Here is a 13,435-nt window from a genome sequence, read left to right on the forward strand (position 1 = left end):
TCACTCCGGCGTCGGCGGTGCCGACTGGGCCGGCTTGACCGCGTGCCCACCGAACTGGTTGCGAAGGGCGGCGACCATCTTCATGGCAGGCGCATCATCCTGGCGCGATGTGAACCGGGCGAAGAGCGCTGCGGTGATCGCCGGTGCCGGGACGCTGTTGGCGATTGCTTCCTCGACGGTCCACCGGCCTTCACCGGAGTCCTCGACGTATCCGGCGATCTTCGACAGGCCGGGATCCTCCTGGAGTGCCTTCACGAGGAGGTCGAGCAGCCAGGACCGCACCACCGTGCCCTTCTGCCAGGCGGCGAACGTCCCATGGACGTCCTTGACGATGTCCTTCGCCTCGAGGAGCTCGTAGCCTTCCGCGTAGGACTGCATGAGTCCGTACTCGATGCCGTTGTGGACCATCTTGGCGTAGTGACCGGCACCGATGTCGCCCACGTGGACGAAGCTCTCGGCGCGCTCGCCCTCCGGACGCAGGGCGTCGAAGATCGGCATGGCGCGTTCGACGTCCTCCGCGCTCCCGCCAGCCATCAACCCGTAGCCGTTCTCGAGCCCCCACACGCCACCCGAGACGCCGCAGTCGAGGAACCGGACGCCCTTCTGTGCCAGCAGGGTCGCGTGGATCTGGTCGTCCGTGAACTTCGAATTACCACCGTCGATCACGAGGTCGCCCTCCGTGAGCAACCCGGCGAGATCCTTGATCACGGCATCGGTGACCTGCCCGGCAGGCACCATGACCCAGATGATGCGCGGGGCGGGAAGTGCTGCCACGAGCCCTGCGAGGTCGGGGACGTCCGTCCGCTCCGGATTGCGATCGAAGCCCGTGACCTCGATGCCGCTCTTCCGGAGCCGTTCCCTCATGTTGAAACCCATCTTGCCGAGTCCGATGAGGCCGATGTGCATGGGGATCTTCTTCCTGACGTCGTGGGCGGTGTACCGGGTACTGCGTGGGTGGTGCTGGGCGATTACTGGTTTGGCAGCCGGACCGGCATCAGCAGGTACCGGTAGTCCTCGGAATCCTCGCCGGCCGCTTCCTGCTGCGCGGACATGACGGCGGGCTTCGGCGGGGACGTGAACGAGAAGCGCACGAACGGGCTGCTGAAGGCGCCGAGGCCCTCGCTGAGGTAGTGCGGGTTGAAGGCGACCGTGATGTCGTCGCCGTCGAGCGTGGCCTCGATGGCCTCGGAGGCCTGTGCGTCCTCGCCGGTACCGGCGTCGAGGGTCAACTGCCCCTCGGCGAATGCCAGCCGCACGGGGGTGTTCCGCTCCGCGACCAGGGACACACGCCGCACGGCTTCCACGAGGGTGCTCGTCTGCACCGTCGCGTGGATCGGGGTCTTCTCGGGGAACAGGGACCGGATCTTGGGGTAGTCGCCGTCGACGAGCAGCGACGTGGTGCGACGTCCACCCGATTCGAAGCCGATCAGTTCCGAATCGTCGGAGAACGCGATGTTCAGGTCCCCTGCGCCGCCGAGGGTCTTGGCGACCTCGTTGAGGGTCTTGGCCTTGACGAGTGCACTGGTGGAGATCCCGGGCGTCGTGGGCTTCCAGCTGACCTCGCGGAGCGCGAGCCGGTACCGGTCCGTCGCGAGGAGGGTGATGAGATCGTCCTCGATCTCCATCCGCACGCCCGTGAGGATCGGGAGGGTGTCGTCCCTGCTGGCGGCGATGATCACCTGCGAGACCGCCTGGGCGAAGGCGTCACCGTCGACGACTCCACTGACAGCGGGAAGCTTCGGCAACTCCGGGTACTCGCCCTCGGGCATCGTGGCGAGGTTGAAGCGGCTGTTGCGGCAGGTGAGTGTGACCTTCGAGCCGTCGGTGACCACCTCGACGGGTGCGGACGGGAGGCTCCTGCAGATGTCGGCGAGCAGACGCCCCGAGACGAGGATGGTGCCTTCCTCGGCGACATCGGCGGCGATCTCGAGACGTGCGGAGATCTCGTAGTCGAAACTCGCGAGACTCAGCATCCCTGCCTCGGCCTTGATGAGCAGTCCCGCGAGAACCGGCACCGGCGGACGCGGCGACAGTGACCGAGCAGTCCAGGAGACAGCCTCGGCCAGGACATCCCGTTCGACTCTGAATTTCACGGAAGAGTGCCGCCTTTCAAAAAAACAGCCACCGACGAGAGGCCGGCGGATGATTCGGTGCGTGGGGTCAAGAGGCTCACAGGCCCCGGGAGCTCCCACCCTACTGGGTGCCGGCCCGGCCCGGTAGCGCGAGGGCCGGAGGGCCTGGAGGGCGCCGGGCGAGGGTCGAACGGAACGCGAAGTGTTATGTGAAGAACCTTTTGAATTTAAGGTTCGTAGTGTTAATAACCCCTGTGGATTCTGTGGATAACCCTCCTCGTTCACGGATCGACGGCGATCTGCCCTGTGGAGAAGGTGTGGGTCCGGACGACCGGCCGACGGACCGTCCTGTGCATCAAATCCTTGTGATTCCGGGGATCCACAGCCCGATGGGTAGTTGTCCTCAGGTTGACCCGCCTAGGGGCCCTGGTTATCCACACCTCTGTCCACACCTGTTAATTGAACTCCAGGGGCGTCCGGCGGTCACGGTCCGGTTCAGCCTTCGCGCTGCTTGTGTTTGATGCGGTTGGTCAGTTCCGTCACCTGGTTGAAGATCGCCCTGCGCTCCGCCATCAGCTCCCGGATCTTCCGGTCCGCGTGGATCACCGTGGTGTGGTCGCGACCTCCGAGTTCCTGTCCGATCTTCGGCAGCGACATGTCCGTCAGTTCCCGGCAGAGGTACATGGCGATCTGACGAGCCGTCACGAGCGTGCGCGTGCGTGACTTGCTGCAGAGCTCCTCCATGCTGATCTGGAAGTAGTCGGCGGTCTGCGCCATGATCACGGTCGAGGTGATCTCCTGTGCGCCGTCGTCGGAGATGAGGTCCTTCAGGACGATCTCGGCCAGGTTCACGTCGACCGTCTGCCGGTTGAGGCTCGCGAAGGCGGTCACGCGGATGAGGGCGCCCTCGAGCTCGCGGATGTTGGTGGCGATCTTCGAGGCGATGTACTCGAGGACGTCGTCGGGAGCGCTCAGGCTGTCGCTGATCGCCTTCTTCCGGAGGATCGCGATGCGCGTCTCGAGCTCCGGGGGCTGGATGTCCGTCAGCAGACCCCACTCGAAGCGCGACCGCATCCGCTCCTCGAACCCGATGAGCTGCTTGGGCGGCATGTCGGAGGTGATGACCACCTGCTTGTTGTGGTTGTGCAGCGCGTTGAAGGTGTGGAAGAACTCCTCCATCGTCCTGTCCTTGCCGGAGAGGAACTGGATGTCGTCGATCAGCAGGATGTCGACGTTGCGGTAGGTCTGCTTGAAGCTCGACCCCTCGTCGTCGCGGATCGAGTTGATGAAGTCGTTGGTGAACTCCTCGGAGTTCACGTAGCGCACCCGGATACCCGTGTAGAGGTGCCGTGCATAGTGTCCGATGGCGTGGAGGAGGTGCGTCTTGCCGAGACCGGAGTCGCCGTAGATGAAGAGGGGGTTGTAGGCCTTCGCGGGGGCCTCGGCGACGGCGACGGCGGCCGCGTGGGCGAAGCGGTTCGAGGAGCCGATGACGAAGGTGTCGAAGATGTACTTCGGATTGAGGCGCCCGAACTCGTGGGAGTTGCTCGGAGGCGTGGGTGAGGGTTTCGTCTCACCCCTCGGCTCGGTCACCACCGCGATCGGTTCCTGGTCCGGAACCTCCTCGACGACCGGCGTCAGATCCGGATCGATGACGAAGGCACACTGGATGTCCTGGCGGAAGACGTCCCTCAACGCCTCGTCGAGCACACCTTTCAACTGTGTCTGCAGTACCTCACGCGTGAGCTCGTTGGGTACCGCGATGAGCATGGTGGTGCCGATCAGTCCCTGGGCCTGCGCGAGGACCATGAAGCCCCGCTGCCGCGGCGTCACGCGTTCGTCCTGTTCGAGGGTCCTGATGACCTTGCGCCAGGAGCTCCCGACGTCGTTGACCTCATCTGTTCCCACGAAAACCCCTTTTGCCGTTCAGGCCGCACTCGGAAAAGGCCCACCATCCACAGACTTGTACACATGTCGTGGATAAGCGGACCAGAGCCAAGAGTAGAGGATGCAGATGGCAGAAGATACCGCGCTGGCGCGCCTCCGAGGCGCCGATCGGAGTGTTCGGGAACAGCGTTCCGGGGTACCTGTACTGTGTCTGCTGGACGAGTTGTCCACAGGCTGTAGACAGCACGGCGCGCCGCTCGCGTCGACGGCTGGTTTGACGCTCCTCGGCTGTGTCCCCTAACGTGATGTAGTCCAACATGTCTGCATTTCGCATGCCATCACTGGTTTCCCGGGTACTAAGAGGCCTCGGGAGGTGACAGCTACTTCAGCGAATGTCGGATGTACACCTTCATCGCGTCAGTCTGTTCTTCCCCCTTGTTGCAATGGGCCGGACGCATCTCAAGATCGTTCTGGAGTAACTACAGTGAGCAAGCGGACTTTTCAGCCGAATAACCGCCGTCGCGCCAAGAAGCACGGTTTCCGTCTTCGCATGCGCACCCGTGCCGGCCGTGCCATCCTGTCAGCGCGACGGGGCAAGGGCCGCACCGAACTCTCGGCGTAATCCCCTCCACCGCTCCGTGCAACCACGCGGTGGCTCCGGGTCCCCCTCATGAATCGACGGTGAGTGATCGTGCTCCCCAAGGATCATCGGGTACGGACAGCAGCGGAGTTTGCACGAACCGTACGTTCCGGTGCCCGGTCTGGGCGCCGGAACGTCGTGCTATACGGGGTCAGGACCTCGGGGCCGGGCGCCTCACGCGTCGGGTTCATCGTGGGGAAGAACGTGGGGAACGCGGTGATGCGGAACCTCGTTAAACGGAGGCTGCGTCATATCGCCGCCGAATGGGTCGCGGCCCACCCCACCGGGTTCGACGTCGTCGTGCGGGCTCTGCCGGCAGCGGCGGACAGTGACTACGAGGCGCTCCACCGCGATGTCGGTGCGGGAGCCGAAGCGGTCCTGCGGAAGCTCGAGCGGGCGCCCGCTCCCCAGCAACCGGGCAGAGTATCGTGAGGAGGGTGGTCGTGGGCGCGCTGATGTTCCTTGTCGGGTTGCCTCGCCTCCTCGTGATCGGTCTCCTGGTCTCGTACCGGAAGGTCGTCTCGCCGCTCTACGGGCAGGTGTGCCGGTTCTACCCGAGCTGCTCCGCCTACGCCCTCGAGGCGGTGACCGTGCACGGTTTCGCGCGCGGGAGCTGGCTGGCTTCGCGCAGGGTGGCTCGCTGCCACCCCTGGAACGACGGCGGCGTGGATCACGTACCGCCCGGTTCCAGGACCTTCCCGGAGGGGAAGGTCCCGTCGATTGTTGTGTTGAACCACCCGGTGATCCCCGCCGATGACGAGAGCCGCCCGGCGGCTTGAGGAGCTAACTGATTATGGGTTTTTTTGAGACGATCCTGGCGCCGTTCAGGTGGCTCGTGTCGTGGATCATGTTCATGTTCCACGAGGGGTTCACCTTTCTCGGCATGGATCCGGCATCGGGGTGGACCTGGGTGCTGTCGATCGTCGGTCTCGTCGTGGTCATCCGTGCCGCCCTGATCCCCGTCTTCGTCAAGCAGATCAAGGCGCAGCGCGGCATGCAGGCCCTGCAGCCGGATCTGCGGAAGCTGCAGCAGAAGTACAAGGGCAAGACGGACCAGCTCTCGCGCCAGGCCATGACGCAGGAGCAGATGGCCCTGTACAAGAAGCACGGCACCAACCCCTTCGCCGCGTGCCTTCCCATCCTGATCCAGATGCCGTTCTTCTTCGCGCTCTTCACCGTGCTCAACGGGATCTCCCGGGCCAGCGAGGAGGGCACCGAGATCGGTGCGCTCTCGCCGGAGTCGGTGCGCCAGTTCGATGCCGCCACGATCTTCGGCGCCCCGCTCTCCTCGACGTTCCTCGGCAGCTTCGGCGCCAACGGCAACATCAGCGTGATCATCCTCTCGGTCGTGATGATCATCGCCATGACCGCTTCGCAGTTCATCACGCAGAAGCAGATCATGGCGAAGAACATGTCCGAGGAGGCGATGCAGAGCCCCTTCATGCGTCAGCAGAAGATCATGCTCTACATCCTCCCGCTGGTTTTCGGCATCGGTGGCATCAACTTCCCGATCGGCGTGCTCGTGTACTGGACGACGACGAACGTCTGGACGATGGTGCAGCAGTTCTACGTGATCCGTCGGATGCCCACGCCGGGTTCGCCCGCCGCGAAGGCCCTCGCCGAGCGTCGCGCCAAGAAGGGCCTGCCCATGGTGCCCCTGCTCGGTGAGCGGAAGCCGGAGCCCGTGGTCGAGACCGTTCCCGAGCCCAGGGTGCAGCGGGTACAGCCCCAGCGGAAGAAGAGGAAGAAGCGATGACCGTGGACAACGAAGAGCAGGTTCCCGAGGCGCCCGACACCGAGGTCGAGCCCACGGTCGGCGGACCTGACGATGCGCCCGAAGGCGTACTCGACGACGCCGAGGGCGGCGCATCGGATCAGGAGTCGACCGGGAGTGGCAAGGCTGCCCGTCTGGATGAGGAGGGCGACGTCGCGGCCGACTACCTCGAGGAGCTCCTCGACATCGCGGACATCGACGGTGACATCGACATCGAGGTGCGCAGCGGCCGGACGTACATCTCCATCGTCTCGGAGGGCAGGCCCGACACGGGCCTCGACGCCCTCGTCGGAGAGGACGGCGAAGTCCTCGAGGCACTGCAGGAACTGACACGGCTGAGTGTCCTGACGGCGACGGAGACGCGGTCCCGGCTCGTGCTCGATGTCGACGGGTACCGGAACCAGCGCGGTAAGGAATTGACGAAGGTGGCCGAGGACGCCGTCGCGAAGGTCAAGGAGACGGGCGAGGAGATCGCCCTTCCCCCGATGTCCGCCTACGAGCGGAAGATCGTCCACGACGTCGTCGCTGATCTCGGATTCGTCAGCGAGTCCGAGGGTGAGGGTCAAGCCCGGCACATCGTCGTCTCCCCGGGCGATGACTGACGACGTCACGCGCCCTGACGTCGTCGTACCCCCGCTGACAGCGTCCGAGACCGATGCAGCGGCATCGGTGTTCGGCGAACGTGTCGGACTGGCCCATGGCTTCGTCGAGCACCTTGCCACGAGCGGGATCGAGCGAGGGCTGCTCGGTCCGCGCGAGGTGCCGCGTCTGTGGGGGCGGCACGTGCTCAACTGTGCCGTCGTCGGAGAGCTGATGGATCAGCACTCCTCTGTGGTCGATGTAGGGAGTGGAGCCGGGCTCCCGGGGCTCGCCATCGCGATTGCGCGACCTGATCTGGAACTGCATCTCGTGGAGCCCCTGGAGCGGCGGGTGACCTGGTTGAACGAGGTGGTCGCCGAGCTCGGGTTGGTGAACGTCACCGTGCATCGTGCACGTGCAGAGCAGGTCATCGGTACCGTGAGCGGCCGGTACGTGACGGCTCGGGCCGTTTCCGCTCTCTCGACACTCGCGGGATGGACTCTTCCCCTCGCGACGGCCGGCGGCGAGGTACTCGCAATCAAGGGTCGGAGCGCGGCCGACGAGGTGGAGAAGGCTCGCAAGCAGATCAGGAAGCTCGGTGGAGGTACGCCTGAGATCCTTCAGGTCGGCGGCGCACTTCTCGAGGAGCCGACCACGGTGGTCCGTATCCCCCTCCGGGCACGATGATCGGTCGTGTCTGACAGTTCGGCTCGGCCGTTCGGCGATCGAGGACCCGACGTCCTGCGGCTAGGCTTAGGACGAACGTCGACCAGCATGTGAGAGTGAGTTCCGACAGTGACCATCAAGGACGGATCCGTCGTGGCGGCCGGCTCGAGGCTGAGTAACGCTGCTTCACTGGCCGTCGGCCTTCGCGAGATTCAGCCCGGAGTGTTCACCGATCCGGCCAATACAGGCGTCACAGCGCCGGAGGTACGGGTAGTGGCAGTTGAGACACCCGTGGCGCGGCCCGCGAACAAGGGAAAGAGCGTCATGGAGGCGATGGACGAATCCTCACCCCTCGGTAGGGAGCTAGCCAGCGAGACCAGACGCCGTGAGAAGCTGCAGGGCAAGCAGCTACCGAGGCCACAGCACACCCGGATCATGACGATCAGCAACCAGAAGGGTGGCGTCGGGAAGACGACGACCACCGTCAATATCGCCGCCGCCCTGGCAACGGCCGGTCTGCAGGTCCTGGTCATCGACATCGACCCACAGGGCAACGCGTCCACGGCTCTCAACATCGATCACCACGCCGACGTCGATTCGATCTACGACGTGCTGATCGACGATGTTCCCCTCGCCGACGTCGTCGCCCCATGCCCCGATGTGCCGAACCTCATCGTTGCGCCGGCCACTATCCATCTCGCAGGCGCGGAGATCGAACTCGTGTCCCTCGTGGCTCGGGAACAGCGACTCCGCAGGGCGATCGACGTCTACGCCAAGGAGAGGGAGCAGCGGGGCGAACAGAGGCTCGATTACGTGTTCATCGACTGCCCGCCCAGTCTCGGGCTCCTCACCGTCAACGCTTTCGTTGCTGCTCAAGAGGTACTCATACCCATCCAGTGCGAGTACTACGCCCTGGAAGGCCTGAGCCAGCTCCTCAAGAACATCGAGATGATCCAGAAGCATCTGAATGCCGACCTCTCGGTGTCCACGATCCTCCTGACGATGTACGACGGCAGGACCAACCTCGCGGCCCAGGTTGCCGCGGAGGTGCGCGAGCACTTCCCGAAGCAGGTGCTCAAGGCGGTGGTTCCCCGTTCTGTGAGGATCTCCGAGGCTCCCAGTTACCAGCAGACCGTGATGACGTACGATCCGTCGTCGAGCGGGGCGCTCTCCTACCAGGAAGCCGCCGCAGAAATCGCATCCCGCTCCTAGGCCAACGTCGTATCCGGTCAGCCGGGCGAAGAGTAGTAGAGGGACGGAGCAGGGTTCCGCCCCCGGAAGGAACAACATGGTAGAGAAGCGACGCGGTCTCGGACGGGGACTGGGAGCTCTCATTCCCAGCGGACCGGCGGAGGCTGCTCACGAGGCCCCCGCGCCTGCAGTACCCGTTGAGGAGGCTTCGCCCAGGCGTGACGACCGCCCGTCGGGACGCGAATCCGCGACTCAGAAGAAGCAGTCGGGACGTCCGGCCGACCTCTTCTTCGAGCGCGTGACGGAGGAGGATGTGGTCGACCAGCCACGGTCCTATTCATCGGCCCTGCGGAGTGGGATCAACAAGAACGTCCTCGACGCGCAAACCAAAAGGGTTGCGAAGACATCGGGTAGGAAGACGACGGCCTCGCGACAGACGGTAGGGCGGGAAACGACAGAGGAAGTCGCACCAGCTGCGGGGTCGACGACTTCGGGCGGTGCCGAGCGGCAGGACCACTCGTCGGAGACCGAGCACCCTCGATCAGCGTCGGTGTCTCTCGATGGTGAGTATCGTGAGAGCGACACGTCGACGTCTGTCGTCACGTCCGGTGCAGAAGGTGCTTCATCGCCCGAGAGCTCGATGACGGCCGACTCGGCTCTGTCATCAGCGGCCGGGGCGGAGAGCGGCGAAGAGGTCGCAGCGGCGGAATTTGGCCGGACCGTTTCACGTGAAACTGCCGATCAGGGCATTGCGCCGTCCGGGGAAGTGCTCGATCCTGTACAGTCACGCAGCGACGAGGGTTTGGTGGAGGTACCCGGTGTCACCTTCGCCGATCTGCGCCTGGATGACATCCACCCGAACCGCAAGCAGCCCCGAGTGGAATTCGATGAGGATGAGCTCGCCGAACTGGTGCATTCCATCAGGGAGATCGGTGTCCTGCAGCCGATCGTCGTTCGACCCTCCCAAGAAGGCGGCGACGCAACATATGAACTGGTCATGGGTGAGCGTCGGTGGCGGGCATCGCGTGAAGCCCGTAAGGAGACCGTTCCCGCGATCATCCGGTCGACGCTCGATGACGACCTCCTGCGCGATGCGCTTCTCGAGAACCTCCACCGTAGCGCTCTGAATCCACTCGAAGAGGCTGCTGCCTACCAACAGCTCCTCGATGATTTCGGGTGCTCCCATGATGAGCTCGCAGGACGGCTCGGTCGCTCTCGCCCCCAGATCTCGAACACGCTGCGCCTCATGAAACTCCCCCCGCTCGTACAGCGGCGGCTTGCCGCGGGCGTACTCTCAGCCGGTCATGCCAGGGCCCTGCTCGGTCTGGAGGACGCGGCGGAGATGGAGAAGCTTGCCCAGCGAATCGTCGCTGAGGGGTTGTCCGTTCGCTCCACCGAGGAGATCGTTGCGCTGAGCGGCGGATTGCGGAGAGCGACCAGGGCAAACACACCGCGTGATGGGGCCAGGCACGAGAGGTTGGATTATCTCGCCACGTCGCTCTCGGACCGCCTTGATACCAACGTCAAGATTACTCTCGGCGCCAAAAAAGGTCGGGTCAGTATCGAATTCGCAAGCGTCGATGACCTCAACCGGATCGTCGGTGTCCTCGCCCCTTCGCCCGATCAATAGAGCCTGAACGGGTTGCGCCCTCAGTGCGCAACGGTACAGCTGACCCGCGCCGGGGGCTCTATACCGCGCGGCTTGTCGATGCGCACGTCTGGAGTCTGACTGGCATTGATCCCCGTTTCACGTGGAACGTTGTGCGCCCCGTCGGAGGGATCTGCGAGTCGGAGACGCGATCGAGGGCCATAGCGATGAGTGTCAGCGTGGAGCGCCCTGTTCTATGGGACCCCAATCGGTGCTGGTGGCTGGTACACCGGTACCGCGGGTGTGCCCCACATCGCGCTGTCGTGATCGCGTGGAACCGTTGGCAGATCGAGTGGGCGGATGCCTTGGGCCCACTCCTGTGGCGCTGCGGGGTCGACCTCGGATCGACGGTGAGGGCCTGCTGAGCGGCCGTTATGCACCGCAGAACTGCACACAATCGATCTGTGTCACGTGAAACAAGCACAGATGCCTCCTACAGGGCAGGCCGCTCGAACATTCTTTCTGACGCGAGAAGGTCGTCGCCAAGGTGTTAGCCTTCGGCGGTCGGGGTAATTGCTCGGCGTTCGCAGGCGCTCAAAAGTGCCTGGCAGCCGGTGGGACGACCGACTCCTACCTTTCCTAGCTGCCTCCGATCAAAGTATGACCGGTTCCCGGTGCCTATCCCGAGGAGCTGTTGAACGCTTCGTCGGCCGACTGGTTGCACTCGCACCGCCGCTGGCACCCTTCGCGTACCATTGGGCGACGATACCGGCGTGATTAGAGGGTGCGGCAGCCTCCTGAGGTCAGAATCCCAAGCGAGTGAAGCCGAAGGGTTTGGCTGATCGGTCACTCGAGAGTTGTAGCCAGCGTGTCAGGGGGTTTCACGTGAAACACGGCGCCAGCGCAGAAGTTTAGTGGTCGGAACTTTCGCCCGCGATCGAGATAGACGAGTGCGGCGGCGATTCGTGCGAGCACATGAGCTTCTCGAATGTGGTGGTAACTCCACAGGGAGCTGCGAGGACGATGCGCAGATCACGGATCGATTGAGCGCAGCGTTCAGCCGGCGATTCAAACTGAACTGGTGATCGTTCAATGAGCCCGGACGTACAGGCAACGTTTTGGCTTGAGATTGTTCCAGCTTGGCTGAGTTGTCGATGGCAACTTCGCACAGCGCCTCGTAGGAACGCGTTGATCCTTCTTCCCGTTTCACGTGAAACCCCTGATTTCTACTCCTCGGACGGCGGCGGATCACCGATTGGAAGTTTCTCACGTGGTGCGAGCGACAGATGTGGCCCGCTGCGGCCGTTGTAGGCACTAAAGATCTGAACGGTTGAGCGAGTTGAGGTTCCCGTCGCGCGCAGGACGAGCTGTGATGAGCGCCGGTGCTTGCCAGAGGAGGCACCCGAATCGTCCGCCGTCACGTAACGCGCCACGTCTCGCGCCACGTCTAATCCTGGCGGCGGGCATTCTTTTCTTGTCAGTGACCGTTCGCCTACCACGTGCAGCGTCGTACGGTTTCACGTGAAACTCGCTATGCATATGTTGTCAGATCGTCCTTACTAGCGGCGGGAGATGCCGCCTGGCAGCGGGTCAAGGACGTCGGGTGCAGGCTTGAACACATTGACGGCGGTAAAAGGGTCGATTCTCTGTTGCACGGCTTCATCGGTGCGGCTACCGAGCTGCATGTCGTCACCGGAATCCGGAACCTGAACGAGGACCAGAGCGAGAACGAAGATCAGTACGAGAACGGAAACCACGACTAGAACGTTTCAGGAGTGAAATGAGCAAGGAGCGTAGGTGTGGTCTCGCCCTGCTGATGACCCACGCGCCGGCTGGACGCAGTTGTGTAATTAGGAGTGTTCCTCAGCTACGCGGTCCTGGTAGGTCGCCGTACGCTGATGACCGGCTGGCCATGGGCTGTGTTTTACGTGAAACTGCTCCGTACGGTGGCGACTATTTTTCGGTTGTCCTGTACTTCTGGCGAGAACGATGCCAGCGCCCGTTAGCGGAGAGGCATCGTCAATGCCGTGCAGTCCTGCAGAGGAAGGCGTAAAGGCAATTATTGGACCGGCCCTTCGAATTCTCGCGGGTGGCAGGTAGCGACAGATATGCGGTCTCTCTGGCGGCGGCGACCCGGCCGTTTCGTTGTCCGGCTTGCTCCGTCCTCAGAGCGGCAGCCGACTTCTGTACTCGTCGGATGCCCACCACGTACCGGCTCGGATGCGCACGTCATACCAGCGGCAACCCTCGTAGTCAGGAGATTCCTTGCAGATTTCCTGGCTTTGCCCGGCTTTGTCGCTTCTGCTGTTCTATGGTCGCCCCAGAGTCACGATCTCTTCACCGGTGGTCCGGCTAGGCGTGCTTTCCGTGATGCGTCTCTCAACACGAGTGGGCTCTGTGGGTGTGCCCTACACGACCACTGTATGGCGCTTGGTTCCGGTGACCGGCGGGAGAGCAACGTTTTGATTGGGCACTGAGCTGTTCCACGTGAAACCGACGCGCTGGTCGAACCATCGCGCTAGTTCCGCCGCGGACCCGACGCGGGGCGTCCGCGCCTTCACCTCACGGCCGTTCTCAGGCGTCGACGCACTCGTCGACGCCGATCATGCATGCGGTTCGGCTTACAGGAAGAGCCCGTCCGCATGGCCGACGGGCTCTTCGTGGGACCCGCGCGCAGGTCGAGCTGTTTGAATCAAGCGATGAAGGCTGCGAACTCCTGCTCGAGGACCTGCTTGGGCTTGGCACCGATGGACTTCGCCGCGACCTCGCCGCCCTTGAAGACGTACACCGCAGGAATCGAGGTGATTCCGTACTTCGCGGCGATGGCGGGGTTGTCGTCGACGTTGACCTTCACGACGTCGATCTTCTCCGCGTGCTCGGCTGCGATGTCATCGAGGATCGGGGACAGCATGCGGCAGGGGCCACACCACTCCGCCCAGAAATCGACGATGACCGGCTTCTGTGCCTGCAGGACATCGGCGTCGAAGGACGCGTCGGTCACATCTTTTGCGTTGCTCATGGCATTACTCCTTGCGGTT

General features: G+C 63.7%; 13 protein-coding genes. 8 read left to right on the top strand and 5 right to left on the bottom strand.

Features of this window, described 5'->3' with window-relative positions:
* From gnd to dnaA, 3 genes are all read right to left on the bottom strand, one after another.
* Complete coding sequence (gnd, locus tag AC4D12_RS10620) at positions 1-906, bottom strand: phosphogluconate dehydrogenase (NAD(+)-dependent, decarboxylating) (protein WP_490949888.1); 906 nt, start codon at positions 904-906, stop codon at positions 1-3.
* Positions 907-968: 62 nt separating this feature from the next.
* A complete protein-coding gene (dnaN, locus tag AC4D12_RS10625; RefSeq protein ID WP_490949889.1) occupies positions 969-2,093 on the bottom strand; it encodes a DNA polymerase III subunit beta in 1,125 nt (374 codons plus the stop codon).
* A gap of 474 nt (positions 2,094-2,567) precedes the next feature.
* Positions 2,568-3,980: a chromosomal replication initiator protein DnaA gene (gene dnaA / locus AC4D12_RS10630; RefSeq protein ID WP_490949890.1), complete on the bottom strand. Its 1,413-nt coding sequence runs from the start codon at positions 3,978-3,980 to the stop codon at positions 2,568-2,570.
* A 463-nt stretch (positions 3,981-4,443) separates the two neighbouring features.
* Between dnaA and rpmH the strand changes: the two genes are divergently transcribed.
* The 8 genes from rpmH to AC4D12_RS10670 all read left to right on the top strand — a co-directional run bounded on the left by rpmH (position 4,444) and on the right by AC4D12_RS10670 (position 10,439).
* Entirely contained in the window at positions 4,444-4,581 is a 138-nt protein-coding gene (gene rpmH / locus AC4D12_RS10635) for a 50S ribosomal protein L34 (protein ID WP_022892375.1), read from the top strand.
* Positions 4,582-4,650: 69 nt separating this feature from the next.
* On the top strand, positions 4,651-5,031 hold the full coding sequence (gene rnpA / locus AC4D12_RS10640; protein ID WP_490949891.1) for a ribonuclease P protein component: 381 nt from the start codon (positions 4,651-4,653) through the stop codon (positions 5,029-5,031).
* A gap of 23 nt (positions 5,032-5,054) precedes the next feature.
* Complete coding sequence (yidD, locus tag AC4D12_RS10645; protein ID WP_490950128.1) at positions 5,055-5,378, top strand: membrane protein insertion efficiency factor YidD; 324 nt, start codon at positions 5,055-5,057, stop codon at positions 5,376-5,378.
* Between the two features lie 14 nt (positions 5,379-5,392).
* Positions 5,393-6,355, top strand: a complete 963-nt coding sequence (yidC, locus tag AC4D12_RS10650; RefSeq protein WP_490949892.1) for a membrane protein insertase YidC — start codon at positions 5,393-5,395, stop codon at positions 6,353-6,355.
* A complete protein-coding gene (locus AC4D12_RS10655; RefSeq protein ID WP_490949893.1) occupies positions 6,352-6,975 on the top strand; it encodes a Jag family protein in 624 nt (207 codons plus the stop codon). Before yidC ends, AC4D12_RS10655 begins: the two co-directional genes overlap by 4 nt.
* A complete protein-coding gene (gene rsmG / locus AC4D12_RS10660; protein WP_490949894.1) occupies positions 6,968-7,639 on the top strand; it encodes a 16S rRNA (guanine(527)-N(7))-methyltransferase RsmG in 672 nt (223 codons plus the stop codon). Before AC4D12_RS10655 ends, rsmG begins: the two co-directional genes overlap by 8 nt.
* A 303-nt stretch (positions 7,640-7,942) precedes the next feature.
* Complete coding sequence (locus tag AC4D12_RS10665; RefSeq protein ID WP_490950129.1) at positions 7,943-8,830, top strand: ParA family protein; 888 nt, start codon at positions 7,943-7,945, stop codon at positions 8,828-8,830.
* Positions 8,831-9,359: 529 nt separating this feature from the next.
* Positions 9,360-10,439: a ParB/RepB/Spo0J family partition protein gene (locus AC4D12_RS10670; RefSeq protein ID WP_490950130.1), complete on the top strand. Its 1,080-nt coding sequence runs from the start codon at positions 9,360-9,362 to the stop codon at positions 10,437-10,439.
* Positions 10,440-11,956: 1,517 nt separating this feature from the next.
* Here AC4D12_RS10670 and AC4D12_RS10675 read toward each other — a convergent pair.
* On the bottom strand, positions 11,957-12,154 hold the full coding sequence (locus tag AC4D12_RS10675; RefSeq protein ID WP_490949895.1) for a hypothetical protein: 198 nt from the start codon (positions 12,152-12,154) through the stop codon (positions 11,957-11,959).
* A 935-nt stretch (positions 12,155-13,089) separates the two neighbouring features.
* Positions 13,090-13,416, bottom strand: coding sequence for a thioredoxin (gene trxA, locus AC4D12_RS10680; RefSeq protein WP_490949896.1), 327 nt, complete (start codon positions 13,414-13,416; stop codon positions 13,090-13,092).
* Between the last annotated feature and the right edge of the window lie 19 nt (positions 13,417-13,435).

It is taken from the genome of Arthrobacter sp. TJ-266 (genome assembly GCF_058269115.1).